The following is a 25,400-nucleotide window of genomic DNA, read 5'->3' on the forward strand; positions in this document are numbered from 1 at the left end:
GCCCCCCGCCGAGCGGTCCCGGGATCTCGGCCTCCGCGGCGACCATCAGGCGCGCCTCGTGCCGGCGCATGAACAGCCAGAGCGCGACGGCGCCCAGCAGGACGAAGGCCAGCAGCCCGAGGCCGACCGGGCCCATCACGTTCTCGATCGACCGGCCGCACAGGTAGGCGCCGAATCCCATTATCGAGGCCCAGGCGACGCCCCCGAGGGCGTTGAAGGCCATGAAGCGGCGCGCGTCGAGCTTGTTCACGCCGGCCAGGACCGCCGCGTAGGCCCGGAGCATCGCGGTGAAGCGGCCGAAGAACACGATCTTCCCGCCGTGCCGGCGGAACAGGTACTGGCCGAGCTTGAGCCGGCCGTGGTCGAGCCCGATCAGGTGCCCCTTGCGCAGGAGCAGGGGCAGTCCCCAGCGGCGGCCGACCCAGTAGCCGGCATTGTCGCCCAGGATGGCGGCGGTCGCGGCGATCGCCACGACGACGGCGATGTTGATGTTGCCCGTGCTGCCGGCGTAGGCCGCCGAGGTCAGCAGCACCGTCTCGCCGGGCAGGGGCAGCCCGGCGCTCTCCAGGGTGATGATGACGAAGATGGCCAGATAGCCGTAATGCGCGATCAGGTCGGCGATCGGCAGATCGTGCAGGAAGGACATGGGCTCTCCTCGCGGATCGATGCCGCCCGCTGTCGCCGACAAACGTGGCCGCTCCGGGGCGAAGACGAGATCCGGTCGGTCAACCGGTGGCGGGGGGTGGACCAGCCGTCTCCGCCTGCGCCAAGTGGGCGCGCATCCACGCGATGGTCCCGGTCAGCCCGGCCTGCAGGGGGACGCGGGGCTGCCAGCCGAGCTCCGCCTGGATCAGCGCGGTGTCGAGCACGTTGGCCGGCACGTCGGCGGCGCGGCTCGGCCGGTGCACGCACGGGACGTGGTCCCGCCCGAAGGCCGCCTTCAGCTCGGCGATGACCTCGTTGACGCTCAGGCCCCGGCCGCTGCCGACGTTCAGCACCTTGTGCGGTCCCCGATAGGCGACCGCGCCCAGGAAGGCGTCGCTGACGTCGTCGATGTGCAGGAAGTCGCGCACCACCGCGCCGGTCCCCCAGACCTCCAACGGCTGGCCGGTGAGGACGCGGTGGATGTAGCTGCCGATCAGGCCCTGGTGCTTTGTGCCGAGCTGGAAGCGGCCGTAGGGGTTGGCGATCCGCAGGATCTGGTAGTCGATCCCGTGGAGGTGCCGGTAGAGGTGGAGCGACTTCTCGATCATCAGCTTGCTGATGCCGTAGGCCGAGATCGGGTCAGTCGGCGCTTGCTCGGAGATCGGAATGGCACGGGGAATTCCGTAGATCGCCCCCCCAGAGGACGAGAACACGAGCTTCCCGATCCGTGCCGAACGGCAGATCTCCAGGAGGTGCAGCGTGGCGATCGGCGCCGCCGAGAGCTCCGCCGACGGGTCGCGGTTGGAGCTCTCGGGGATCGAGCCGGCGATCAGGTGAAAGACGACGTCCTGGCGCTCCACCGCGTTGGCGAGGGCGAGGCGGTCGGAGAACTGGCCGGACACCCGGGCAACGCGCCGGTCCAGGACCTCGGCCTGCGGGTGGCTGCGGCTGAAGCACGTGACCTCGGCGCCCGCCGCCGCGAGGCGGTTGCACAGGTTCAGCCCGAGGAACCCGCCGCCGCCCAGCACGAGGCAGCGGGCGCCCGCGAGCCCTGGCCCGGGCGGCCCGCCGGCGGCGTCGCCGCTCACGGCCGCGGATCGGCGGGGCGGGCCCCTTCGGACCCGGCCTCGCCCGCCGCGATCAGGCGCTCGAGCAGCGTCCGGGCGGTGTCCTCCAGCGCGCGCCGGGTCGGCTCCAGGGGCGCCTTGCCGGAGGCGCGGGCCGCCGCGTAGGCCGCCGCGTAGGCGGTGTCCCAGGCGGCGGCGAGGATCGGGCCGCTGGCCGCTTCCAGGTCGTCGCGGATTGCCGTCCAGGCCGCCCGCTGGGCGGCGTCCCAGGCCGCCGCCCGCACGTAGGGGCCGGTCTGGCGCAGGGTGAGATTAGCGATCGCCGCCCGCTTGCGGGCGCGTCGGAGGTCGTCGCACAGCCCGGCGAGATCCCCCAGATCGCGGATCTCGGGCAAGCCGGCCAGCACGTCGGCCTCGACGTTCAGCTTGGCGAGGTGGAACCATGCCGGCAGGTGAACGCGGACGAGCCAGTCGGCCACCATCCCGGCCCGGCGTCGCTCGACGGGTTCCGAACCGCGCGTCCCGACGAGGCGGGGAAGCAGGGGGAGGATGCGGCCGTCGCGCGCCGCCTGCGGCAGGCCGTCGCTCCACGTGCGGACGAAGGCGGCAATCACGGGCGACGCGCAGGCCGGCCGGTCCGAGAGCGGCTCCCCGGCGAGATGGGCGACCGCTTCCATGGCGCACAGCGCCCCGTCGCGCCCGGCCTGCCGGCCGGCCGCCAGCGTCCGGACCGACGCGATCCGGTCACCGCCGATCTCAAGGCTCCCCGATTCCGGCATCCGAAGGCTTTCCTCATCTCCCGCCCGTGCGCCGGCCCAACGCCGCGGGCGGCGGCCGGCGCGCGAAGCCACGGCCGACCCGTTCGGGACGGGGATTTACCAGTTCCGCGGCGGGACGCTAAGGGTGGGCTCCTGCCACGACGCCCGATGCGCGGCCCCGCTCCTGCTGGCGGCCGTCCGAGGTTGGCACCACGTCGAGGCCGGGAACGGGCCGGTCGAGCACGCGGAACATGTCACACTTCCTGGACCTGATCAGAGATCATCGCGGCGGCCAGGCCGACCTGATCGCGCGGCTCGGCGCGCTCGCGGCCGACCCGGCGGCGGCGGGGACCAGCCCCGGCACGATGATCCGCCATCTCGACGCCCTGGCGTTCCGGCTGGACGGGGGCGGCGCGCCCGATCTCGCGGCCCAGGCCTACGACCTCGCGGCCATCCTGGCGGGCCGCGATGGCGGCCGCTGGACCCTGGCCGCCGCGGAGGCGCGCCTGCGCGACCTCTGCGCCCGCGGACGCTTCGCCGAGGCGGATCCGGTCGTCGCGCGCCTGCGCGCCGCGGACGCGAACCGGCTGCGCCCGCGGATCATGGAGGAGCTGATCGACAGGGCGTGGCTGCTGGAGCTGCGCGGCGAGGCCGAGGCGAGCGTCCAGTGCTACCGCCTCGCCCTGGATCTCAACGGCGGCGCGCCCGGCCTCGTCTCGCGGGACGGGGATCCGCTCGCCAAGAAGATCAAGAATCTGCGCCGGCTCCAGCTCGACGCGCTGATCGAGGCCGGGGACTTCGACGCGGCCGTCGCCCTGCACGAGACGACCCGCCGGCTGATCGGCGCCGGCCCCCTGGCCTGCTACGACATGGTCGCCGCCGCGTCCCTGGCCGGCCGGCCGGGCATCGACTACGCCGAGCTCCGGCCGCCCCGGCCGATCCAGGCACCGGAGCTCAAGTTCACCGAGCCGCCGCCGCCCCTCACCTCTGAGCCGGGGGATCTGGAGGCGCCGAGCCAGTACCTCGCGTTCGTCGACGGCTGCCACGCCTTCCCGCGCAGCAACCTCGTCGTGAAGGACAGCCACCTGATCTATGACCTCGCCGCCCATCCCCGCCGGCGGGACGTGCTGCTCCAGGACGGGGTCAACCCGGACCAGATCGTGATGGCGGCCTTCGGGGAGAGGCGGGCCCTCGTCGAGGTTCCGGAGGACAGCCTGTCGATCGAGGCCGGCCTGTCGATGTTCGGGCTCCAGAGCCGGAATTACGGCCACTGGTTCTGCGAGTTCGTGCCGCGCATGCTCGCCTACAACGACCCGTGCTGCCCGGACGGCATCCCGCTCTGCATCGATGACCACATGCCGGCGACCCACGAGGAGGTGGTCCGGCTCCTCGACACGCGCGACCGCCCGATCATCAAGCTGCCGCCCCGGCCGGTGGCGTTCGGCCGGCTCGGCCTCGCGCCGGTGCCCGCCTTCTTCCCGTTCGAGATGCGGCCGGGGCAGCCGGTCTACGACACGATCTGGCCCGCCGACATCCTGATGGATCTGCGCACCCGCATCCTCGACAGCGCCCGCGCGCGCGGGGCCCTGAGCGGCCGCACCGGCCGCCGGCTGTTCATCTCGCGCAAGGCCTTCGCGCAGCGCCAACTCGTCAACGAGGTCGAGATCGCCGAGGCGCTCCGGCCGCACGGCTTCGAGGTCATCACTCCGGAGACGATGACGTTCCTCGAACAGGTCGACGCGTTCCACGCCGCCGACATCATCGTCGGCTCGTCGAGTTCGGCGCTCACCAACGGACTGTTCTGCCGCCCGGATTGCCGGATCCTCGGCCTGATCCACGCCAACCTGAGCTTCAATTTCCGGGGCTATACGAGCTTCATCGAGGCCGGCGGCGCGCGGATCACGTTCCTGCGCGGCCAGACGACGAACGAGGACGGCCACGCCTTCCACGCCAGCTACCACGTCGCGCCGAGCGCGGTGGTCGCGGCCCTCGGATCTCTGGCGCAGCCAACCCCGGTGCTATCGCCGCAGGTGCCGCCCGTCGCGCCTGCGGTCGCCGGACGGTCGGTCGTGGGCCGACTGCTCGGCGCTCTTCCATTCCCGCGGCGAGCCGATGGACAATAGATCAGTAATTGCATTTGTTCGACAAGGCTCGCGGAAGTAGAGTCCGACCGTTGCGGATCGGTCGCGTTGCGCTTAGAGGGCTTCGCGACATCGGATCGCGCTCCGGACGCGAAGGGGCCTCGGCACGGTCCATGGTATGTTTCGCGGTCGAGGGTCGACGTCAGAGAGCCGGCATTTCGGCGAGGGAACGATGACTCAGCCACACCTGATCGAGTTTCGCCACATCCTCGATCATAGGGGAGCGCTGACGCCCATCGAGGCAGAGAAGGATGTGCCGTTCGACATCCGACGCGTCTATTTCATCTACGATGTCTCGCACGGCGCGGTGCGCGCGGGGCATAGCCACAAAGAGCTGCAGCAGGTCCTGATCGCGATTTCTGGCAGCTTCAAAGTCCACCTGGATGACGGCCGCACGCGCCAGACGTTTCTGCTCAATCGACCCAACATCGGCCTCTATGTCCCGCGCATGGTGTGGCGCGATATCGACGAGTTCTCCGGTGGGGCAGTGTGTCTCTCCCTGGCCTCGCAGCATTACGAGGAGAGCGACTATTACAGGGACTACGACACATTCTTGCGCGCCGTGGGAAGCCGGTAGGGGAGGCCCGCGATGAAGGTTCCGTTTCTCGATCTCGGCCGCACCCACGACACCGTCCGCGCCGACCTCGACGCCGCGTGGCACCGCGTCCTGGACCGTTCGCGATACGTCCTGGGTGAGGAGGTCGAAGCTTTCGAATCGGAGTTCGCCGCCTATTGCGAGGCCGAGCATGCGGTCGGCGTCGCTAACGGCCTGGACGCCCTGATCCTGATCCTGCGCGCCTACGGGATCGGTCCCGGCGACGAGGTGCTCGTGCCGTCGAACACCTTCATCGCGACCTGGCTAGCGGTGAGCCAGGTCGGCGCGAAGCCGGTCTCCGTCGATCCGGATCCGTCGACCTACAACATGGACCCGGCCGGAGCCGCGCGGGCTGTCAGCAGCCGGACGAAGGCCATCATGCCGGTCCACCTCTACGGCCAGCCGGCCGACATGGAGGCGCTGCGCGCCCTCGCGCACCGGCATAATCTCGTCTGCATCGAGGATGCCGCGCAGGCCCACGGCGCGACCTTCGCCGGGCGGCGGACGGGCAGCCTCGGCGACGCCGCCGCTTTCAGCTTCTATCCGGGCAAGAATCTGGGTGCTCTGGGCGATGGCGGGGCCGTGACCACGTCCGACACGGCAGTCGCGCGCCGGATCCGCGAACTCGCCAACTACGGCTCGCGCGAAAAATACGTGCATCGGCAGCAGGGGGTGAACTCGCGGCTCGACGAGCTTCAGGCCGCGCTGCTTCGCATCAAGCTGCGCCATCTCGACGACTGGAACAGCCGGCGCCGCGCCGTCGCGGCCGCGTATCGGGACGGCCTCGCCGATACGGACCTCGCTCTTCCGCAAGTCGATCCGCGCACCGATCCCGTCTGGCACCTGTTCGTCGTCCGGTCCGGGCAGCGGGATGCGCTGGCGGCGCGGCTCGACGAGGCGGGGGTCGGCACGCAGATTCATTACCCGATCGCACCGGCAGATGCCGAAGCCTATGCGGGCGTCTCGATCGCGGGGGAGAGCCGTCTGGGCCGCGTCCTCGGTCGAGAGATCCTGAGCCTTCCCATCGGGCCCCATCTTCAGGAAGAGGAAATCCGGCACGTCGTGCTCGCCTGCCGTGCGGCCATGGCCTCGAACCAGCGCCACGGCCCGGCGTGAGATCTACAGCCTCGGACCGCTGAGCCCGGGGCCGTCAGCAGTCCTAAGATCCGCGGCCGGTTCCCCGCGCCGCGCAGTTCGGGCAGCTGGAGCGTCTCGGGACCGGGACCGCCCGGGCTCGGACGCCGATTCCAAACGGAACAGGAGGCCCCCGTGTCATCGTCACCCCTGAACGCTGCCGACGGTGGGCCTCCCAAGGACGGCCCGAGTTCCTTGGAGAACCTCCGGACCGGCCGCGACGTCGATCTCGCCAAGGTCGACCTCACGTTCGAGGGATTCCGCGCCCTCGCGCAGAATCCGCACCTCTCCGCCAACGAGCGGATCGGCTTCCCGGAGACGTATCGCGACGGCTTCGAGGAGGCGATCCTGCGCGACATCGCGGCCAAGCTCCCGGCCCTGCTCGGGACCGGCGCCACCATCGTGGATATCGGGCCCGGATGCGCCGGGCTGCCGCATCGCCTCATTGATCTGTGCCGCGAGCGGGGCCACCGCCTGGTCCTCGTCGATAGCGCGGAGATGCTCGAGCAACTGTCCGACGTCGCCGGCGTGACCGCGAAGATCGCCGGCGCGTTCCCGGCGAACCGGGACGCCGTCCGGAATGCGGTCGGCCAAGCCGACATCGTCCTCTGCTACAGCGTCTTCCATTACGTGTTCGCGGAGGGCAATCCCTTCACCTTCCTCGACAGCATCGTGGCGCTGCTCGCCGATGGCGGCCGTGCCCTGATCGGCGACATCCCGAACATCTCGAAGCGGCGCCGCTTCTTCGCGAGCGAGACCGGCCGGAGCTTTCATAAGGCCTTCACGCAGACCGACTCCGAGCCGGACGTCCGCTACAATGAGCCGAGCCCCGGCAAGATCGACGACGCCGTGCTCATGGGGCTCATCCAGCGGGCGCAGGCCGCCGGCGCGGACGCCTACGTCATGCCTCAGGCGCCGGATCTCCCCATGGCCAACCGGCGCGAAGATCTCCTCATCATGAAGGCGTAATCGATGAAACCGCTGATCATCTTCGGCAACGGCGAAATCGCCAGCATGGCCTATGAGTACTTCACCCACGACAGCGGCCATGAAGTGAAGGCTTTCTCGATCGGCGAGGCGTACATCACGCAGCCGCATCACCACGATCTGCCGGTGATCCCGCTCGCCCAGGTGCAGCAGGCCTACCCGCCCGAGGAGTACGACGCCTTCGTCGCCATCGGCGATTCGAAGCTCAACCGCGTCCGTGCCGATCTCTGCGCGCATGTCAAATCCATGGGCTACAGGTTGACGTCGTATGTCAGCACGAAGGCCTTCGTCTGGCACAATGTCACGATCGGCGAGAACTGCTTTATCCTGGAGCACAACGTCGTCCAACCCTTCGTTGAGATTGGAAACAACGTCACACTCTGGAGCGGCAACCACATCGGCCACCGCTCGGTCATCGAGGACAATGTCTTCGTGAGTTCACACGTGGTGATCTCGGGCTTCTGCCGGATCGGGGCCTACAGCTTCCTCGGCGTCAACGCCGCCATCGGACACGGCGTCACGATCGCGCCCGACAACTACATCAGCATGGCGTCGAGCCTCGCGCAATCCACGGAGCCGGACAAGATCTACCAAGGCAATCCGGCAGAGCCGCGCAAGATCGCCGCAACGCGCTTCTGCCGAGCGCGCTAGCGATGACCGTGACGGTCCGGCGGTTCACCCAGGATCAAACCTCGGCCTGGAACGCGCACAATGGCACGGCTCTGAACGGACATTTCCTGTTCGATCGCGGCTTCATGGATTACCACGCCGACCGCTTCACGGACGCCTCGCTGCTCATCATCCGCGACGATACGCTGGTGGCGACGCTTCCGGCGAATGTCGACGGCGACACGATCCATTCCCATCAGGGTCTGACGTTCGGCGGACTCCTGACCGGCCGCCTGTCGACCGACGCCACCCTGACGCTGTTCGAGGATTGCCTCAACCATTACAGGCAGGCCGGCGCCAGGAAGCTGATCTACAAGCCGGTCCCGTCGATCTATCACCGCCGGCCCGCCGAGGCCGACCTCTACTGTTTGTTCCGTGTCGGCGCCCAGCTGGTCCGGAGGGACGTCACCACGACGATCGACTACCGGCTGCCCGGCGAACTCTCGTCCCGCCGCCGCCGGGGTGTCGGCAAGGCGCAGAAGGCCGGCCTCACCGTCCGCACCGACAGCCGCTGGCCAGAGTTCTGGGACATCCTCGCGCAGACGCTCCGGGAGCGCCACGGCGTCGCGCCGGTCCACACCCTGCCGGAGATCGAGATGCTGGCGGGGCGCTTTCCGGACAACATCAAACTGTTCACGGCCGAGCAGGCGGGCGAGACGGTGGGGGGCGTCGTGATCTTCGAGACCGCGGACGTCGCGCATGCGCAGTACATCGCGTCCAACCGGCAGGGCCGGGACGCAGGGGCGCTGGATCTCCTCTTCAGCACGCTGATCCAGATCTACCAGCCGACGAAGCGCTATTTCGACTTCGGCATCTCGACCGAGGAGGGCGGCCGCGTCCTGAATCAGGGCCTTCTCACCCAGAAGGAGGAGTTCGGCGGCAGCGCCGTGATGCACGACACCTACGCAATTGCATTGTAGCGAGGCGAAGCGTCCGAGGTCCTGGCCAACCCGAGCCCCGCGGAGGCGGTGATCGCCCCGCCGACGCGTACGGCTTGGCCTTCGAGGTCGGGGGGCCCTGCACCGCTCCCGAAGCCGTTGTCGATCAGGTCGCGGCAGCGCCTGTCCCGACACGCGGCCGGGCTCACATCCTTCGAAATCCGTCCTCGGCCGCGGCCGGATCCCGGTAGGCCAGACCGAACCCAGTTCGTCCGAAGCCGTTGCCGTTGTAGAAGAGCAGGGTCCGCTCGCCGACTTGGCAGGTCGCACCGAAGCACGTCATCTCGGACGCCCATGCCTGTCCTGCGGTATCGATGACCGGAACGAGGCGGGACGGATCGACCGGGCCCTCGTCCCACGGGCACATCATCAGCCTGTAGCTCTGTTCGGTCCGAACCGAGACCATCAGGACAGGGTCCTGCCCGGGGAGCGTCTCGACGCGCGGACGGCCGAAGCCGATCTCGCCGCGCGCCTCATCCGGCAGCAGCACATCCTCCGCCGGGGCCGCCCAGTTAATCCCGTCCGCGGATCTCGACCGGCGGATGGCGTAACGCGGGAGCATCTTCCCGGAGGGGCTACGAACGAAGCGGTTGCCGCCGATATAGAGGATCTGGAAGCCTTCCCCCACCCGCCGGACAAACGGAGCAGTCCGGAAGTAGCCCTCGTCGGGCGTCGCCAGAAGGACAGGCTCCGTCTTCCACCGCCTGAAGGTTTTGCCGCGATCTTCGCTCACCGCGAGGCCGGCCAAGAGGGTATAGGGAACGTCCTCCGACAGCCTCTGCCAGCCGACGTAATACAGCCGCCAAATATCATCGACGCGTTCGAGATGACAGGGATTGACGCCGTCTGCGTCGAAACACCCCGCGGCTCCGAGATCGAGAACGGGGGCGGGATCGAAATGGATGACCGGGTGCGGATGGTCCAAGCTCAGGTCAACGGAGAAGATACGCCCGCGCAGATCGGCATCGCAGGACGAGAAATATACCCGGACACGGTCCGCCAGCACGATCGGCGTGGGCAGCATGGCGTGCGTCCGGAGCAGACCCGAGCCCGGCGCGGCGAACCGCAGGCCAAGATCGGTCCATGGCGTCTTCATGCTGTCATCCCTGTCGATCAAATCGCGACGACGTGCGCCGGCACAGCCAGATTTCAAACATTGGTCCGCAGCACGGTATCCAGGTAATCGAGATCGATGCGGTAATTGCCGTGCGTCAGCTCGAGCGAGCGGCGCCGCGTCTCGGCCCCGGGGCGATAGGCCCCGTGCTCACCGGGGACGGCCAAGTAGCGACACCCGGCAAACCTCGCGAGGCTGGCGAACGTCGAGAACTGCACGGCGAACGGCGACACGAGTCCCAGGACGAGGGTGCCCGGGGATGCGAAAACCAGATTGGCGAAGGCGGCGCCGATCGGCCCGGCGATGCAGCGCGCAGTCCTGAAAGCCTCGACCTGTTCCGCGAAGCTGAGCTGCCCCGGGTTCACGATCTCGAAACCGTGCCGGCGAAACACTGCCTCCACCTCGGCGGCGTTCGTGATGTTACGCCCCGCGGATCGCCCGAGATAGAGCTTCCGGACCGCCGGAGTACTGGGCGCTGGAACGGCCTCGATCACTCGCTCACGCAGCCAGGAGAGGCTCGCGTGATTGACAGCGGCGACCGTCCAGAACTCGACGTCGGGCGTATCCGGAATGAAGGTCATCAAAGACGGAACGTAGAGCGTCTTCACGTCCAGCCGCTGCCCGTGCTGCCGGACCGTGAATGGGCGGCCCGGGAAGAGCAGCTTCAGGGCGTCCATTTCCTGCGGAAACAGATCGTCACTCAGGATGAGCGGCACATCCTGCGGTATCGACGCATTGTCGACGATGTAACCCTTCGTGGCGTACTCGATCAGGAAGTGAAAATAGTTCGCACCGCATCGCCCGATCAGAAGGATGCCCGCATCGATCGCCCGATCCGCCTCCTGCGGGACACGGGCCAGGACCCGGTCGCCCTTCGGGCCGAAACAGGTGATGACGAACTCGCACTGGCGGCTCGTGTAGCGGAACGCCGGGTCCGCCTCCGGCTCGTAGACCACGAAGGCGGAATGGGAGACGATCTGAGCGAAGCCGAAGAGCGACGCGTCCCGGATCGTCGCGCACCAGAGTTCCGGCCTGCGCAGTCGACGGGCGGTCGGCGGCTGCGCGGACAGGGCGACCTCTGGATCCGTGAAGTCGAACACGCCGGCTTCCGCGATGCCGCGGCAGTCGATCCAGGGCACCGCATCCTGCCCGATCCGCACCACCGGGTAGATCGAGCCGAGACCGGTGCCCGCTCCGCCGCTCGGACGTGCGTGCGATGCGGACCGCACGGCGAGGAAGCGCGCGAGCGCGAGGGCGAGCCGAAGCTGCGGGCCGAAACCGCGCCGGGTCGCGAGTTGGTTGATGCGGTAGCGGAAGCAGTCCGTGATGTCCTGACGGCTCTGCCCGAGCATCGCCAGAACGGCGACGAGCACGGGCGACCACGCGTAGATCCGCGCCTCCATGCGCGCGTTGGGCGCGCGCAATGGCGCCGCGGACCAGTGCCGCGCGAAATGGGCGACCGGATCGACGCCTGCCGCCGCCACGTCGGCATTTCGTGTCAGATAATAGTCACTGTCGACGATCCGGCGCGCGATCCGTAAGGCAAGCCACTCCAACATCGCTGAGATATCTATCCTCGACGTCGAACGGCGCATCGTGCAGCTGAGATCGGGTGCTCAGCACTGTCGCTCGCCGCCGCTCCGATCAGGAGGTCTGCAGCAAGGCGGAGTGGCGCTCGATGGTCGACGCGTGCGCCGACCTGAACGCGTCATATGCTTCGCGGCTGAAGTGAAAGAAATAATCTTGCTCGCCCTCGTCGACGATTTTCGCGCCCGAACGGAGGTGGAAATTGATCACGCTCTCATTCTCACGACGCACGTCGAAATGACAATGCTCGAAGCCGAGGTGCTCGAACCCCAGTTCGTAGATCGCGAGGGCGGAGTAACCTGCGAGGCCGACGACCGGAGGGGGGGCGATGATCCAGCTGCCCCAGCAGAACGACTTCAATCCGGCGATGATCCGAAAATCGTACATCCGGACCGTGCCGCGATCCCGGCCATCGGAAACGATGATGAAATAGGACTGTCTGCCCGCGGCCTCGTCGTTCTTGTATCGCGTGAGCCACGCTGCCTGCTCTTCCACCGTGGTGGGTGGCGCGTTGAGGAAACGGCTGAGACGGTTGTCGGAGCGCAACCGGTAGATCAGAGCCGCGTCGCTCGGCTCAGCCAGCCGCAGATGCGAGCGCCGCCGGCTGTCCAGCGGACGCGTTTCACGGATCCGGTCGATGGGCATGTGCATACGGGGTGGATACGTCTCTGTGGCTGGAACGCGACGAACGCACGGATTTCGGCAAGTCCTGCCACGCGCGAAGGCCCTTGTCACGCGACGCTGCGGGGCCGGTCGGCCGTGGTGCCGACACGTCGTGTGCCCGTCGGTCCGACGCGGAGAGGGTCACGCATCCCGGCATCAAACGACCCGGGCTGAGCCGGACCCGTACAGCGGGCGAAGCCACCTACCTTCCGCGGAAACCAACCGTCTCAGGCTGGCACGAGCCACGTCCTCAGCAAGCCGTCGAGGCGCCGCGTGTTGATGGCATAGCTTCCTTGCCGGAGCGAGATCTTGTTCGCGCTCAAGCGGACAAAGTCACGCTTTCGCTTGTCGCTCAGGAGATGGATGCAGTCGCAGCCCATCAATTCCGCCAGATTCTGGAACAGGGACGAGGTGACGGCGTAGCGTGATCCGAGGCCGAGCACGGATGTCCCGGGCCTGCAGAAGATCGTGTTCGAGAACGCGGCGCCCAGGGGACCGGCGACATGGGTCGCGGCAGCGAACAGTCTCACCTGCTCGATGAAGGACAGAGTGCTCGGATCCACGATCGCGAAGCCGTGCCGCGCGAAGACAGCCTCGACCTCGTCGGCGTTCACGATGTTTCTGCCGCGCCGCCGGGCCAGAAAGATCCGGGACGGCTGGGACGGTGCGTCGTCTTCGAGGTTCAGGGCCTCGTAGGCACGCCGCCGCAGCCAGTCCAGGCTCGCGAAGCGGAGCCCCTCCTTCTTCCAGTCGGTGACCTCAAGCGCGTCCGGGAGATACGTCATGAGGGACGGGATGTGGAGCCGCCCAACGTCGAGCCGCTCCCGGCTGGACGCCGCGACGAACTTCCGACCCGGAAAGAATAACTCGAGGGCCTCTATCTGCGATGGGAACAGATTGTCCGAGATGACCAGCGGGATGTCGTCGGGGAGACCCAGGCGATCGATCAGGTAGCCTCGGGAGAGATACTCGATGAGGAAGTGGAAATGGTTGTTGCTGCACCGGCCGCCCAGCAGGATCGCCTCGTCGAGGCGGCTTGTCGCGGCATCGGGCAGGCGCGCCACGATCTTGTTGTCCTGTGGCGCGTAGCAGGCGATGACGTGCCGATGCTGTCCGGCCGCGAAGGACAGGCTCGGATCGGCGGCGGGCTCATAGACCACGAAGTGACCGCTCGCCGCGACCTGCATGGCTCCGAAGACGCTGGCGTTCTGGACGGTCGCGCACCAGAGCGGGGGTAGCGTGACCTCGCGCGCGACGAGCGCGCCGCGCCCTTCCCACACTCGCGGGGAGCTGAATCGATGCGTTTCCGGCCGGTCCATCCTCCGCAGCGTGAGCCAGGGATGCTCGTCGCTGATCCGGGCGATCGGGAGCGTGGTGCCGACGATCCGCTGCAGATTCGCAGCGTCGGGCCCGGAACCCGTGGCCCGGGCCGCCAGGAGACGCGCAACCCAGCGGGCGAAGCGGAACTTCAGACCCAGGTCGCCGCACCAGAGATCTTGATAATGCGCAACGAAACACTGGACCCAGTCGTCGCGCCGGATCGGCAGGAGCACGGCCGCCAGCGCCAGGAAGGGCGAGAGCCTGATGATGGCCCGCTCCATGGACGGGTTCGCCGCGCGGATGGGGACGGCATAACCGCATTCGGCGAAGTGTCGGACCGGATCGACACCGGCCGCGCGGACGTCAGGATAGCGGTTCAGATAATACTCGGCATCGACCAGTTTCCCCGCGAGAAACAGGCTGACGCGCGCGCGCAAACTGGAGATGAGGACGGCACTCATACCAACCCCTCCGGGCATCGGGCGCTCAAGGGCCGGACCGAGGAACACTCATTGCCCCGACGCCGGCCGATCTCAGGCTGCGTGCACAGCGCCGACGGCGCCGTCCATCACGATGTGACGGAGGATCTGGCAGATCCGCTCCGCGTTGGCGGTCCCGAGCTCGCCGTAGAAGGGCAGGCAGAGGACTTGGTCGCCGACTCTGTTGGCGACCGGCAGATTGTCGATCGAGCTGTCGGGAAAGAGACGGTACGGCTCGTACTGGCTGCACAGCGGATAGAAATAGCGGCGCGCGAAGACATTGTAGTGCTTGAGGCGGTCGTAGACCTCGTCACGGCTCACGCCGGCGACGGCCCGGTCGATCCGAAGGCAGTAATACTGCAGGCTGTCGGTATCGAGGTCGAGCGGCCGCGAGGCGGTGATGCCGGGCACACCGCCGAGGTGATCCCGGTACACATGCGCGAGGTCGAGCCGCTTCGCCTTCTCGGCCGCGACCGCATCGACCAGGCACAGGCCCATGGCGGCCTGGATCTCGTTCATCTTGCTGTTGATGCCGACAGCCTTGACGGTCACCTCGTCGGCGATTCCGAAATTCTTCAGCAGCTCCATCCGCCGCTTCACGTCGCCGTCGTTGGTGACCACGGCCCCACCCTCCGCGGTGTGGAAGAGCTTCGTGGCGTGAAAGCTGAACATGGTCGCGTCGCCGTAGCTCGCGATGGGCCGGCCGTTAACCCGGGTCCCGAAGGCGTGGGCGCCGTCGTACAGCACCTTGAGGCGGTGCTTGCGCGCGATCCGCTCGATCGCCTCGACGTCGCACGGGTTGCCGTAGACGTGAACCGCGAGGATTCCGGTGGTGCGCTCCGTGATCGCGGCCTCGATCCGGGCCGGATCGAGAGTCATCGAATGCTCCTCGATGTCGGCGAAGACCGGCCGGATGCCGTGCCAGGCGAGCACGTGCGGGGTCGCCGCGAAGGTGAAAGGTGTTGTGATGACCTCGCCCGAGAGATCGAGGGCCTTGACCGCCGTCATCAGGGCGTTGGTGCCGTTGTTGAACAGCGCGATGTGGCCGTCGCCCAGATGGGCGTGGAGCCGCTTCTCCAACTCCACGTGCTGCGGTCCGCCATTCGAGAGAACGGCACACTGCCAGATCGCCTCCAGATGCTTCGTGAAGACCGCGAGTTCGGGCAGCATCGGACGGGTCACGTAGATCGGCTGCTCGAACGATCGCGGCTCAGCGCTCATGGAACCTCCTCGCGATGTTCGGACGCGAGGCCGACCATCTGGACACATCGAATTCGGGAAGACTGAAATGACGTAGCAATCGGGCGGAGCTGAGGCCGATCAGGCCGGTTTCGGCGCCGGGGCGACGATGTCCGCCCGGGGCCAGATCGTCGCGTTGTCGGGCAGGGCGCGCAGGACATTGCAGCCCATGCCGACGGTGACGCCCTGACCGAGGGTGAGGCCCTGAAGGATCTTGGCGAGCGGCCCGACGAGGCTGTCGGCACCGATCGCGCAGCGGCCGCCGACGAAGGCGCCCGGCGAGATCGTGGTGTTGTCGCCGACGACCGTGTCGTGGCCGACGATGGCCGCCGAGTTCAGCACGCAGAAGCGCCCGAGCCGGGCGTCGGCGTTGACGATCACGCCGTGCGCCACGAAGGCGCCGGCGCCGATTGCGACGTCCGGGCTCACGATCGCGCGGGGCGAGACCAGGGCGGGGCAGGGGAGGCCGTGCCGGTCGAGCCACGCGATCAGCTCGGCCCGCGCCCGGATCGCGCGGCGGCTCACGCCGCCGACCGCCAGGACGACGCCGTCATACTCTGCCCGGTCGGCGAGCAGCGCGTCGAGATAGCCGCGGTAGCGGCCGACCTGGACCTCCGGAGCGGTCGAGTAGGTATCCTCGACCGTGTGGCCGAGGGCGCGGGCGATCTCGGCGATCTCCTTGGAGAAGCCGCCGCCGCCGATCAGCGCGAGCCGCTGCGCCGTCCCGGTCACAGCACGGCCCCGCCGTCGACCCGCAGGATCTCGCCGGTCACGTGCCGGGCCTGGGGCGACATCAGGAACGCGATGGCGTCGACCACGGACTCGACGGTCGCGGCGCCGGCGGGGCTGCGCTTCTCCAGCGCCGCCTTGAAGTCCGCGCCGTACAAGCGGGCATGGGCCTGGGTCATCTCGGTGTCGAGCCAGCCGGGGGCGACGCCGACCGCGCGCCGGGGGGCGAGTTCCCGGGCGAGCCCCTTGATCAGGGCGTCGAGCCCCGCCTTGGAGGCGGCGTAGGGCACGATCGCCGGCTCGGGCCGCTGCGCCGCGACGGACGAGACCGCGCAGAACACCGCGTCCCGTGTCGAGACGCGGGCGCTGCCGAAGGCGGCGGCGAACAGGGTCGGCGCGACGAGGTTGGTGCGGTAGAGGCGCTCGACCTCCTCCACGCCGAGGCTGCGCATCGGCTTGATGACCTGGACGCCCGCGCAGTACACGAGCCCGGTCAGGAGCCCCCGCTCGGCCACCGCCGCCTGCAGCACGCCGCCGATGGCCGGAAGGTCGGTGACGTCGGCCGCGACGGCGGCGCAGCCGAGGGCCTCCAGCTCGGCGAGCCGGTCCGCCCGCCGGGCGAGGGCGGTGATCCGCGCCCCGCCCGCGCGGAGGCGTTCGACGACGGCGCGGCCGATGCCGCTGCTGGCCCCGACGACGAGGACGTGCTCCCCTGGCAACGGCTCGGACATCGGCTCAGGCCTGCAGCTTCGCGCCGGCCAGCGCGATCAGGTCGTCGGTGGTCGCCGCCCCGGCGATCCGCTGCGGATCCACCTCGAGGCCCAGCGTGTCGTAGAGCGCCATGATGTTGAGGATGCCCAGCGAGTCGAAGGTCTCGATCGCCCCGAGGCTCTGCCCGCGGGCGAGCGGCCCCGGCTGGTCGAGGATCGTGCCGAGCTCGTCCAGGAATGCGCCCTCGGTCATCGGGTGGTCTCCTCGTAGGTCAGGACCGGGGGCGCTAAGATCCGGTCGGTGGTGATCGTGCAGGCTCCCCAGCTCAGGCCGACCCCGAAGCCGGCGAGCAGCGAGCGCACCCGCCGGCCCGCATAGGCTTCCGCGAGGAAGCCCGAGATCGTGCCGGGGATCGAGGCCGAGTTCTGGTTGCCGTAGACCGACTGGGTGCCGGTCGGGAGCTTGCTGTCGTCGAGCCCCAGGCGGCGCTGGAGGTTCTTGAGGATGTACTTGTTCGGCTGGTGCAGGACCAGGAAGTCGACGTCCTCGGCGCGCGTGTCCGAGAAGGCCAGGATGCCCTCGATCAGCGGCGGGACGCGCTTGAGGGTGAAGTTGAAGACCTGCGCCCCGTCCATGTGCATGGTTCCGGGCTTGCCCGCATCCTCGGCGTCGGCCCGGAGGCCGCTGTGCGGGATGAACAGGGCCTTCTCGCCCGAGCCGTCGCTGTGGAGCTGGAAGAAGCTCTCGCTCGCGCGCCGCTCGATCAGCACCGCGGCGCCGGCGTCGCCCATGATCGGCGTGATCGACCGGTCCCCGGTCGCGACCATGCGGCTCGCGACGTCGCCGACGCAGAGGAGGACGCGCCCGAGGCCGGATTCGACCAGGCTGTAGGCGACCGACAAGCCGTAGACGAAGCCGCTGCAGCCGAGGCGGATGTCGAAGCAGAGCGTGTCGGTCCGCATGCCGAGGCGGTGCTGCATCCCGATCGCGGTCGACGGGGAGCTGTAATCCGGCGTCTGGGTGACCAGGATCAGCCCATCGACGGCGTCGGCCTGCAGGTCGAGGCCGCGCAGGAGGTGGCGCGCCGAGTGCAGGCAGAGATCCGCCGTCGTGGTGGCGGGATCGGCGACGACGTGCCGGGTCGCGAAGCCCATGGCCCGCTTGAGGCGCTCCGCCTCCTCAGGGGCGAGCCCGAGGCCGGCCGCCTCGTCGTCGAAGGCCTGGACGCGCGCGCCGACCGTGGTGACGAGCCCCGCGAGGGTCGCGCGCGAGAACCGCAGGTCAGCCATGCTCGACCGTCTCGGCGACGTAGTCGATCCAGCCCCGGAAGCGGCGGAGCGGCGACTTCGTGCTGTCGAGGATGCTCTCGTTGGCGAGCGGCACGTAGCGGCCGACCGTCCGCTCGATCTCGGATTCCGTCTCGAGGAGGAGCTCGACCACCGCGAAGGAATCGAGCCGCTCGTAGACGTCGTCCTCGGGCCCAGGATTCTCCAGGTCCGGGCGCCCCCAGGTCTCGACGAGCCGCGCGAAGGTCGCGCGGGCAGCCGCCTCGACGGCGCCGCGGTCACTCTGCGACGATGTGGATGTAGGGGGTGTCATCCGGTCCTCGTGTCAGTCGGTACGTCTTGCCCTCGGGGCCAGCGCTCAAGGGTTCGAAGCCGTTGTCGTCGAGGAAGCTCTCGACCATCCGGTTCTTCGCGCTCGGGCGATACTGGGCCTTCAGGTCCCGATCGCCCTCCTGCTGGCAGACGTGGCGCAGAATTTGGGCCTCGATGCGGCGTCCGAGCGCCCGGCAGCTCATCAGGAACGTCTCGAGTTCGCCGCCCCGGACGATGGCGACCCCGACGATGCCCATGTCGCCGAACCGGTCGACCACCCGGGCCGCGTAGACGCCGCCCTCCCGCATGGCGGTGGCCACCTCGTCCTCGGTGTAGCGCCGCGTCGTCAGGTTGAACTGGTTGGTCTTGTTGATCAGCTGCGTGACCCGCCGCAGGGAGCCCGGGTTGTTGCGGGCGACGTGTACCCGGATCTCGAGGGAGGCGAGGTACTCGTCCATCGAGGCGGCGGAGCGCTGCAGCTCCTGGCGCTGGGCCTCGCCGCGGTACTGCTCGGTCTTGGCCAGGTCCTCGGCGGTGACGTTCCGGGCGCGCAGCGACGCGATGCCGTCGAGGAGGGTGAGCGCCTGCTCGGGGCGCGTCCGGTCGAACAGGTGGCACTCGACCCCGGGGAGCCGGGCGCGGACCTCCTCGATCTCGAACGGGTTGTCGTCGAGGAAGATGAAGCTGTCGAGGCCGAGGTTCAGGGCCGCGGCGAGGTCGCGGATGTTCTCGCTCTTCTCCGTCCAGTTGCTGCGGTAGGCCACGAAATCGTCGAGGCGGAGCGGCATCGCGCGCTGGGCGAAGACCGCGCGGAAATCCTCCTCGTTGTTCTTGGTCACCGCGCAGAGCAGGATCCCGAGGCCCTTCAGGCGCAGAAGCTGGCGCTGGAGCTGCGTGTGGACGATCCCCGGATAGTCGCTGTCGACCTCCAGGTTCTCCACGCCGTCCTCGCCGACGACGCCGCCCCAGAGGGTGTTGTCGGCGTCGACCACCACCACCTTGCGTCGCGCCCGCAGCCGCGCCGCGACGGCGTCGGCGTAGCGCTCGCTGAGCGCGTCCACGGCGGCCGGGGCGTAGGGCATCTGGTACATGTACCGGTTGCGCTCGCGGAAGGCGTTGGCGAAGCCGAGCAGCGCCAGGGCGCCGGCGGCGTCGACGACGCTGACCCGCTCCTGCGCCCGGGCGAGGTCGAACAGCACCGCGTTCACCCGCGCCAGCGCCTGAAGCTGGTCGTGGAGGTCGCTCTCGACGGACGAGACCGGCACGAACGGCACGGTGTTGAGGATGATCGTCCCCGGCGCCCGGGCGAGACGCGCCGAGACCAAGTCGGCGAGGCCGCGCGCGCGGTCCACGGCCGCCTCGTCCGGGGCGACTTCGAAGAACCAGCGGTGGTCGAGATGCACGATCAGGACGTCGGCGGCGGCGGGTCCCGCCAGCACCTGCTCGATCTGCCCGATGGGGAGATGCTCGCACGAGACCGTGGCGAGATCCGCGAGGCGGCCCGCCACCTTCCCGAACGGGTTGGTGACGACGTTTCCGACGAAACCGATCGATAGGGCGCGAGCCGTGGTCATCCTCGATACCGGTCCCTGCGACACCCTGCGGATGCCTGCCCTCCGGCGATCGACCGGCCCCTTTCCGTGCGTGCGAGCGCCGCCCTCTTGCGAGATCGCGTGCCATAAAGCAAGGGGCCGGGCATCCGGCGGCCGGCCCGGCCGAGGCGGGGACCGGGCAGGGACCGGCCGAGGAGGAGCTGCGCGATGAACGGATCCGGTTCGGACGACGCCGCGACGACGCGGACCTGGACCGAGGCCCATCAGGCCGCCTTCGCGCGGGCGACCGGCGACGTGAACCCGATGCACATGGACGCGCGGATGGCCCGGCGGACGCTGGCCGGCGAGCGCGCCGTCCACGGCGTCCACGCCGCCCTCTGGGCCCTCGACGCCTGCGCCGACGCCCATCCCCTCGACCGGCTCGCGACGCTGCAGATGCGGTTCGAGCGGTTCGTGCTGGTCGGGGACCGCACCGTCCTGACGGTCCACGAGGCGGACGCGCGGCAGCTGCGCCTGTCCGTGGCGGTGGACGGCGTCCGCACCCTGACGATCCAGGCGACCTTCGCGGCGGAGCGGGCGCCACCCCGACCGGTCGAGGTCGCGCCCGTCGCGATCCCCGCGGAGCCGGTCACCCGCGATCCGTCGGCGCTGACGGGCCTCGCCGGGGCCTTCGCGCTGCCGGACCCGGCGGCGATCGCCGCGCTGGCGCCGCGCCTCGCCCGCGCCCTCGGTCCCGGCCGGGTCGCGGCCCTGGGCGGCCTCTCGACCCTCGTCGGCATGTTCGTGCCCGGCCTCCACTCGATCCTCTCGAAGATCGACGTGACCGTCACCGAGGGCGGCACCGGCTCGAGCCTCGGCTACGCGGTGAAGCGGTTCCAGCCGATGCTGCAATCGGTGACGCTGGACGCGGTCGGCCCCGGCCTCGTCGCCCGGGTCGAGGGCTTCGTCCGCCCGCGGCCGGTGGAGCAGGAGAGCCTGCGGGACCTCGCGGCGCTGGTGGAGCCCGGCGCCTTCGCGGCGGTGTCCGCGCTGATCGTGGGCGGGTCGCGGGGACTCGGCGCCGCGACCGCCAAGCTGATCGCCGCCGGGGGCGGGGCGGTCTGCATCACCTACGCGTCCGGCGCCGACGAGGCGGAGACGATCGCCCGGGAGATCCGCGACGCCGGCGGGCGCTGCCAGGTCCTCCGCTACGACGCCGCCGAGCCGGCCGCCCCGCAGCTGGCGGCGCTGGCGATGCGCCCGTCGCAGCTCTACCACTTCGCGACGCCCCGCATCTTCCGCCAGAAGCGCGCGCCGTTCGAGCCCGCCTGCCTGGACGAGATGATGCGCGTCTACAACACCGCCTTCTACGAGCTGAGCCAGTTCTGCCTGGAGCGCGGGGACGCCCTGGCGGCCTTCTACCCGTCGACCAGCGCCATCGACGAGGCGCCCCGCGACACCCTGGAATACGTCATGGCCAAGGTCGCCGGCGAGACGCTGGCCGCGACCCTGGCGCGGACGCTCCCGAACCTGCGGACGGTGATCGAGCGGCTGCCCCGGGTGAAGACGGACCAGACGGCCACGATCTTCCCCGTGCCGGCCGCCGCGCCGAGCGCGCTGATGCTGCCGATCATCCGGCGGATGTCGGCGGCCGCCTGACCCGGAGGCGTGGCGGGCACCGACCGCGCCGGACGGCCCTGACCGAGCCGGAGCGCCGCGGTCTCACGCGCGGCGCAGTGGCCGAGGGCCGCGCGCCTCCGGCGCCGGGATCACGCGCGGGATCACTCGGCGGCAGCGTCGTGCCGGACCTCTTCGTCCGCGTCCGGATCGGCCTCGGCGTCGGCTTCGGTGTCACCGTCCTCGGCCCCGTCGGGCGCGGCCGCGGTGAAGAAATCGCCGGTCCGGATCGCCTCGCCGCCGGTCACCAGCATGCTCAGGTAGGTGTTGAGGGTGTTGGGCGCGACGTCGGGCAGCCGCTCGGCGATCTGGGCATGCGACAGGCCCTGCGGGCCGGCCGAGCCGAGCAGCGCCTTCAGCCGCCCCTTGGCCGAGTTGGCCCGGGGTCCGCGGGCGCCCCGCCGTCCGCCGGAGGCGGGCGCGGCGCGGTCGGCCGCGGCGGCCCGCGGTCCCTCGGGCGCGTGGAGGCCGGAGGCGTCGAGCGGGATCCCCTCGACGATCGAGGTCAGCGCGGCCTCCGCTGCCCGGAGCTTGGTCAGCTCGGCCGCGATCCGGTCGTAGTCGCTCTGCAGCGCGGCCCTGCGCGCCCGAACGTCCACCAGGGCCTTCGTCAGGGTGTTGTCCTCAGCCACCGGACGGCCTCATCCCATGATTTCGCTGGCTGACGGCATACGGCATAGGACCCTTCCGGCGTCAACAGCCGCGCAGAGGCGCGCCGACCGCGCCCGGCCACGCGCCCCCGATCCCCGCGCGAGTTGTGAGGACGGCGCCCGATGGCTTAGAGACGTTTCTGAAACGCCGCTGCCGGCTCGGGGGCGTCGGCGCGACCGCCGAATGTCGACGGATCCCGATTTCGGCACGCCGATACCGCAATCGTCATGTCAGAAGGCGAGCTTTCTTCCGCGGGTTCGATGTGCGGCCGTCGGCTCCGGGACGCCGGCCGCGTCGCACCCAGGGGCGTTCATAGATCCCGCAGAGCGAATTATGTCTTTGAATATCTTCGACAAAGGGGAGAATAATGTCATCGACATTGATTCGCGGGATCAGCACAGCCAAGCGGGAAAAATCTACGTCAACGGTGACAACAACTACATCCGCATAGGCAGGGGCTGCGTGTCCGACAAGGACATGCACATCGTCATCGAGTCGAACTGCCGGTTCGATGTCGGCGAGGACGTCCGGCTGTCGATGGCCAACATCTATATCGGCCCCGGCTCAGTCCTGCGCATCGGCGACCGGACCGGCTTCACCGGGCTCGTCCACCTCAATCCCGTCGAGGGGAAGGCGATCGAGATCGGCACGGACTGCTCGATCGCGTCGGGCGTCTGGATGACGACGAGCGACTTCCACTCCATCGTCACCCGGGACACCGGCGCGCGGCTGAACCCGGCCAAGCCCGTGCGAGTCGGCAACCACGTCTGGATCGCCAATCAGGCCACGCTGCTCAAGGGCTCGGCCATCGGCGACAACGCGATCGTCGGCGCGCACGCGGTCGTCACCGGGACGGTGCCGGCCCACTGCGTGGCCGCCGGCAACCCCGCGCGGATCGTGCGGGAGAACGTGACGTGGCGGTCCGACCTGATCTGACCGCACCGGACGGACGCGCGGGACGTGGGGCAGGGGGCGCCGTTGTTTACCCCGCGCGCGCGTTCCGTTAGGGCGATGGGCCGTCGGTGCGACCCCTTGCCCGGCGCACCGCCACGCCTCCGATCCAGCCCGCGCGAACACATGCTCACCCGAGCTTCAGGTCTCGACCCCAGCGCCGCGTCCGGCACGGTCTCCGACCGCGATCGGCGGCCGCCGCGCCGCAGAGCGGGCGCCCCGCGTTGAGGCAGATCCGCGGCCTGTACCATCGCTGGGCGCGCTCCGAGCCCGTCCGCGCGAGCGGCAACCCGCTGATCCGGCTGGCGGCCCGCCGCGGCCTGCCGGCGGCGAACGATGTCGTCGCTGCCGACGCGCAGATCGCCGTCCTGGCCCCGCACGTCGACGCGGCGTTCTACGCGAGCTGGTACGGGATCGCGGCCGACCCGGTGCGCGACTACCTCGTCCACGGCTGGCGCGCGGGCCGCGACCCGCGCCCCGACTTCNATCGCGGCCGACCCGGTGCGCGACTACCTCGTCCACGGCTGGCGCGCGGGCCGCGACCCGCGCCCCGACTTCGACTCCGCCGCCTACCTCGCCGCCCATCCCCACCTCGCCCGCGCCGGCATCAACCCGCTCCTGCACGCCCTCGCCCGCAGACGCGGCGGGGCGGGCTGGGAGGGGGAGGCGGCCGCCCTGCCCAGGCCCGACGCGGCCGAGGCCCAGCGCCTCGCCCGCCGCCTCGTCGACGGCGCCTACTATCTCGCCGGCAATCCCGACCTCGCCGCCGCCGGCGTCGACCCGGTCGACCACTACATGGCCTCGGGCTGGCGCGAGGGCCGCGAGCCGGCGCCGCAATTCGACACCCTGGCCTACTGCCTCAGCCGCGGGATCACCTTCGGCACCCAGAACCCGCTGGTGCACTACGTCCTCCACGGCGGCCCCGCCCGGCCCGACCCGGACGCGGCGCTCGCCCTGCGGGTCGAGACGCTCGCCCCCTACTTCGACACCGCCCATTACCGGCGGCGCCTGCCCGAGCCGCAGGCCGAGGCGCTGGCCGGGGCCTCGGATTCCGAGTTGCTGCGCCACTACGTGGCGGAGGGCTGGCGGGCGCGGATCGGCCCGCGGCCGGACTTCGACCCGGCCGGCTACGTGCAGGCGCGCGCCGGCAGCCGGGCGGTCGCGGACGACCCGTTCTTCCGCTACGTCGCCGAGGCGCGGCTGACGGGGGCCGAGCCGTTCGCGGAGCCGCACCGGCTGAACCTGCCGGCGGTGGACGCGGCGTGGTACCGGGCGACCTACCCGGACGCGGGCGGGCGCGAGCCGTTCCTGCACTTCGCCGAGGCGGGCTGGCGGGAGCTGCGCGATCCGGGACCGGGGCGCTCGACGCTGGCGGCGCTGCTGCGGGTCTGCGGGCTGCGGCCGGCGCGGGCGCCGGTGGAGGACACGGGCTGGCTCGGGGCGATCGGGCAGNGGGGGGGGGGGGGAGCCGTTCCTGCACTTCGCCGAGGCGGGCTGGCGGGAGCTGCGCGATCCCGGCCCGGGGCGCTCGACGCTGGCGGCGCTGCTGCGGGTCTGCGGGCTGCGGCCGGCGCGGGCGCCGGTGGAGGACACGGGCTGGCTCGGGGCGATCGGGCAGGGATCGCTCGACCGGGACGCGCTCCTGGACCTGCAGGCGCGGCTGGTGGCGGGGCATTTCGACCACGGCTTCTACCGGGCACGCTACGGCCTGTCCGAGGCGGAGGACGCGGTGCGCGACTACTGCGACACCGGCTGGAAGAAGGGCCGCAATCCCAGGCCCGACTTCAACGGCTGGGCCTACCGCGCGCACCATCCCTCCGCGGAGGCGACGGGCCTCGCGCCCTTCGTCCACCACCTCGCCCGGGCCCTGCTGCGCGGCGAGGACCTCGCGGGCGACGCCGTCGATCCGCGCTACGGCGCGCCGCCGGCCGAGGAGGACGCGGACCTGTTCGAGCAGGCGCGCGTGATCGAACCGTTCTTCGACGCGGCCTGGTACCTCAAGCGCTACCCGGACACCCGCGGCTTCGAGAACGGGCCGGCGATCCACTTCCTGTCCCACGGCCAGGAGGAGGACCGCGACCCGAGCAAGACCTTCTCGACGCGCTTCTACCGCCGGGCCTACGGGCACCTGCTGGGTCCCGGGGAGTCGCCGTTCCTGCACTACGTGCGCACCGGCCGGGCCGCCGGGCTGATGGGCTGCCCCGAGGATCTCGGC

At 70.0% G+C, this 25,400-nt stretch carries 23 protein-coding genes and 1 pseudogene; 9 read left to right on the top strand and 15 right to left on the bottom strand.

What is annotated here, in order from left to right:
• Positions 1-10 precede the first annotated feature (10 nt).
• The 3 genes and pseudogenes from ASG32_RS35200 to ASG32_RS19620 all read right to left on the bottom strand — a co-directional run.
• Positions 11-646, bottom strand: a pseudogene (locus ASG32_RS35200) (DedA family protein); the annotation flags it as partial.
• 79 nt (positions 647-725) lie between these two features.
• Positions 726-1,733 carry an NAD-dependent epimerase/dehydratase family protein gene (locus ASG32_RS19615; RefSeq protein WP_056529688.1) on the bottom strand — a complete coding sequence of 336 codons (1,008 nt, stop codon included), beginning with the start codon at positions 1,731-1,733 and terminating at the stop codon, positions 726-728.
• Positions 1,730-2,491 carry a hypothetical protein gene (locus ASG32_RS19620; protein ID WP_056529691.1) on the bottom strand — a complete coding sequence of 254 codons (762 nt, stop codon included), beginning with the start codon at positions 2,489-2,491 and terminating at the stop codon, positions 1,730-1,732. Before ASG32_RS19620 ends, ASG32_RS19615 begins: the two co-directional genes overlap by 4 nt.
• Positions 2,492-2,721: 230 nt before the next feature.
• Here ASG32_RS19620 and ASG32_RS19625 point away from each other — a divergent pair, with 230 nt between their 5' ends.
• From ASG32_RS19625 to ASG32_RS19650, 6 genes are all read left to right on the top strand, one after another.
• The gene (locus ASG32_RS19625; RefSeq protein ID WP_056529694.1) at positions 2,722-4,593 is read left to right on the top strand and encodes a glycosyltransferase family 61 protein; all 1,872 of its coding nucleotides are present in this window, start codon (positions 2,722-2,724) and stop codon (positions 4,591-4,593) included.
• A gap of 190 nt (positions 4,594-4,783) precedes the next feature.
• Complete coding sequence (locus ASG32_RS19630) at positions 4,784-5,188, top strand: FdtA/QdtA family cupin domain-containing protein (RefSeq protein ID WP_056529697.1); 405 nt, start codon at positions 4,784-4,786, stop codon at positions 5,186-5,188.
• Between the two features lie 12 nt (positions 5,189-5,200).
• The gene (locus ASG32_RS19635; RefSeq protein ID WP_056529700.1) at positions 5,201-6,322 is read left to right on the top strand and encodes a DegT/DnrJ/EryC1/StrS family aminotransferase; all 1,122 of its coding nucleotides are present in this window, start codon (positions 5,201-5,203) and stop codon (positions 6,320-6,322) included.
• 153 nt (positions 6,323-6,475) lie between these two features.
• The gene (locus ASG32_RS19640; protein WP_244492065.1) at positions 6,476-7,309 is read left to right on the top strand and encodes a class I SAM-dependent methyltransferase; all 834 of its coding nucleotides are present in this window, start codon (positions 6,476-6,478) and stop codon (positions 7,307-7,309) included.
• A 3-nt stretch (positions 7,310-7,312) separates the two neighbouring features.
• Positions 7,313-7,978, top strand: coding sequence for an acetyltransferase (locus ASG32_RS19645; protein ID WP_056529705.1), 666 nt, complete (start codon positions 7,313-7,315; stop codon positions 7,976-7,978).
• Between the two features lie 2 nt (positions 7,979-7,980).
• Entirely contained in the window at positions 7,981-8,916 is a 936-nt protein-coding gene (locus ASG32_RS19650; protein ID WP_056529708.1) for a GNAT family N-acetyltransferase, read from the top strand.
• 163 nt (positions 8,917-9,079) lie between these two features.
• Here ASG32_RS19650 and ASG32_RS19655 read toward each other — a convergent pair whose 3' ends face one another.
• From ASG32_RS19655 to ASG32_RS19705, 11 genes are all read right to left on the bottom strand, one after another.
• Positions 9,080-10,030 (bottom strand): hypothetical protein, encoded by a 951-nt coding sequence (locus tag ASG32_RS19655; protein WP_056529711.1) that lies wholly within the window; start codon positions 10,028-10,030, stop codon positions 9,080-9,082.
• A gap of 53 nt (positions 10,031-10,083) precedes the next feature.
• Positions 10,084-11,607, bottom strand: coding sequence for a glycosyltransferase family 61 protein (locus tag ASG32_RS19660; protein WP_157862023.1), 1,524 nt, complete (start codon positions 11,605-11,607; stop codon positions 10,084-10,086).
• Positions 11,608-11,692: 85 nt separating this feature from the next.
• The gene (locus tag ASG32_RS19665) at positions 11,693-12,286 is read right to left on the bottom strand and encodes a GNAT family N-acetyltransferase (protein WP_056529715.1); all 594 of its coding nucleotides are present in this window, start codon (positions 12,284-12,286) and stop codon (positions 11,693-11,695) included.
• Positions 12,287-12,525: 239 nt separating this feature from the next.
• A complete protein-coding gene (locus tag ASG32_RS19670; RefSeq protein WP_056529718.1) occupies positions 12,526-14,079 on the bottom strand; it encodes a glycosyltransferase family 61 protein in 1,554 nt (517 codons plus the stop codon).
• 72 nt (positions 14,080-14,151) lie between these two features.
• Positions 14,152-15,318 carry a DegT/DnrJ/EryC1/StrS family aminotransferase gene (locus ASG32_RS19675; protein ID WP_056529721.1) on the bottom strand — a complete coding sequence of 389 codons (1,167 nt, stop codon included), beginning with the start codon at positions 15,316-15,318 and terminating at the stop codon, positions 14,152-14,154.
• 99 nt (positions 15,319-15,417) lie between these two features.
• Positions 15,418-16,068: an acetyltransferase gene (locus ASG32_RS19680; protein ID WP_056529723.1), complete on the bottom strand. Its 651-nt coding sequence runs from the start codon at positions 16,066-16,068 to the stop codon at positions 15,418-15,420.
• The gene (locus ASG32_RS19685) at positions 16,065-16,796 is read right to left on the bottom strand and encodes an SDR family oxidoreductase (RefSeq protein ID WP_056529726.1); all 732 of its coding nucleotides are present in this window, start codon (positions 16,794-16,796) and stop codon (positions 16,065-16,067) included. The genes ASG32_RS19680 and ASG32_RS19685 overlap by 4 nt, the downstream gene beginning before the upstream one ends.
• A 4-nt stretch (positions 16,797-16,800) precedes the next feature.
• Entirely contained in the window at positions 16,801-17,028 is a 228-nt protein-coding gene (locus tag ASG32_RS19690) for a hypothetical protein (RefSeq protein WP_012318193.1), read from the bottom strand.
• Positions 17,025-18,065: a ketoacyl-ACP synthase III gene (locus tag ASG32_RS19695; protein ID WP_056529728.1), complete on the bottom strand. Its 1,041-nt coding sequence runs from the start codon at positions 18,063-18,065 to the stop codon at positions 17,025-17,027. Before ASG32_RS19695 ends, ASG32_RS19690 begins: the two co-directional genes overlap by 4 nt.
• Entirely contained in the window at positions 18,058-18,375 is a 318-nt protein-coding gene (locus tag ASG32_RS19700; protein ID WP_056529732.1) for a hypothetical protein, read from the bottom strand. The genes ASG32_RS19695 and ASG32_RS19700 overlap by 8 nt, the downstream gene beginning before the upstream one ends.
• Positions 18,341-19,948: an HAD-IIIC family phosphatase gene (locus ASG32_RS19705; RefSeq protein ID WP_056529735.1), complete on the bottom strand. Its 1,608-nt coding sequence runs from the start codon at positions 19,946-19,948 to the stop codon at positions 18,341-18,343. The genes ASG32_RS19700 and ASG32_RS19705 overlap by 35 nt, the downstream gene beginning before the upstream one ends.
• 186 nt (positions 19,949-20,134) lie before the next feature.
• Here ASG32_RS19705 and ASG32_RS19710 point away from each other — a divergent pair, with 186 nt between their 5' ends.
• Positions 20,135-21,565, top strand: coding sequence for an SDR family NAD(P)-dependent oxidoreductase (locus ASG32_RS19710; RefSeq protein ID WP_056529738.1), 1,431 nt, complete (start codon positions 20,135-20,137; stop codon positions 21,563-21,565).
• A 122-nt stretch (positions 21,566-21,687) separates the two neighbouring features.
• On the opposite strand, the gene ASG32_RS19715 is transcribed toward ASG32_RS19710, so the two are convergent.
• Positions 21,688-22,215: a hypothetical protein gene (locus ASG32_RS19715; RefSeq protein WP_056529741.1), complete on the bottom strand. Its 528-nt coding sequence runs from the start codon at positions 22,213-22,215 to the stop codon at positions 21,688-21,690.
• A gap of 202 nt (positions 22,216-22,417) precedes the next feature.
• Between ASG32_RS19715 and ASG32_RS19720 the strand changes: the two genes are divergently transcribed.
• Complete coding sequence (locus ASG32_RS19720) at positions 22,418-23,170, top strand: acyltransferase (RefSeq protein WP_244492067.1); 753 nt, start codon at positions 22,418-22,420, stop codon at positions 23,168-23,170.
• 239 nt (positions 23,171-23,409) lie between these two features.
• On the top strand, positions 23,410-23,670 hold a 261-nt coding region (locus tag ASG32_RS35205), incomplete at its 3' end, for a hypothetical protein (protein ID WP_244492069.1).
• Between the last annotated feature and the right edge of the window lie 1,730 nt (positions 23,671-25,400).

It is taken from the genome of Methylobacterium sp. Leaf361 (assembly GCF_001424445.1).
Taxonomy (GTDB): Bacteria; Pseudomonadota; Alphaproteobacteria; order Rhizobiales; family Beijerinckiaceae; genus Methylobacterium.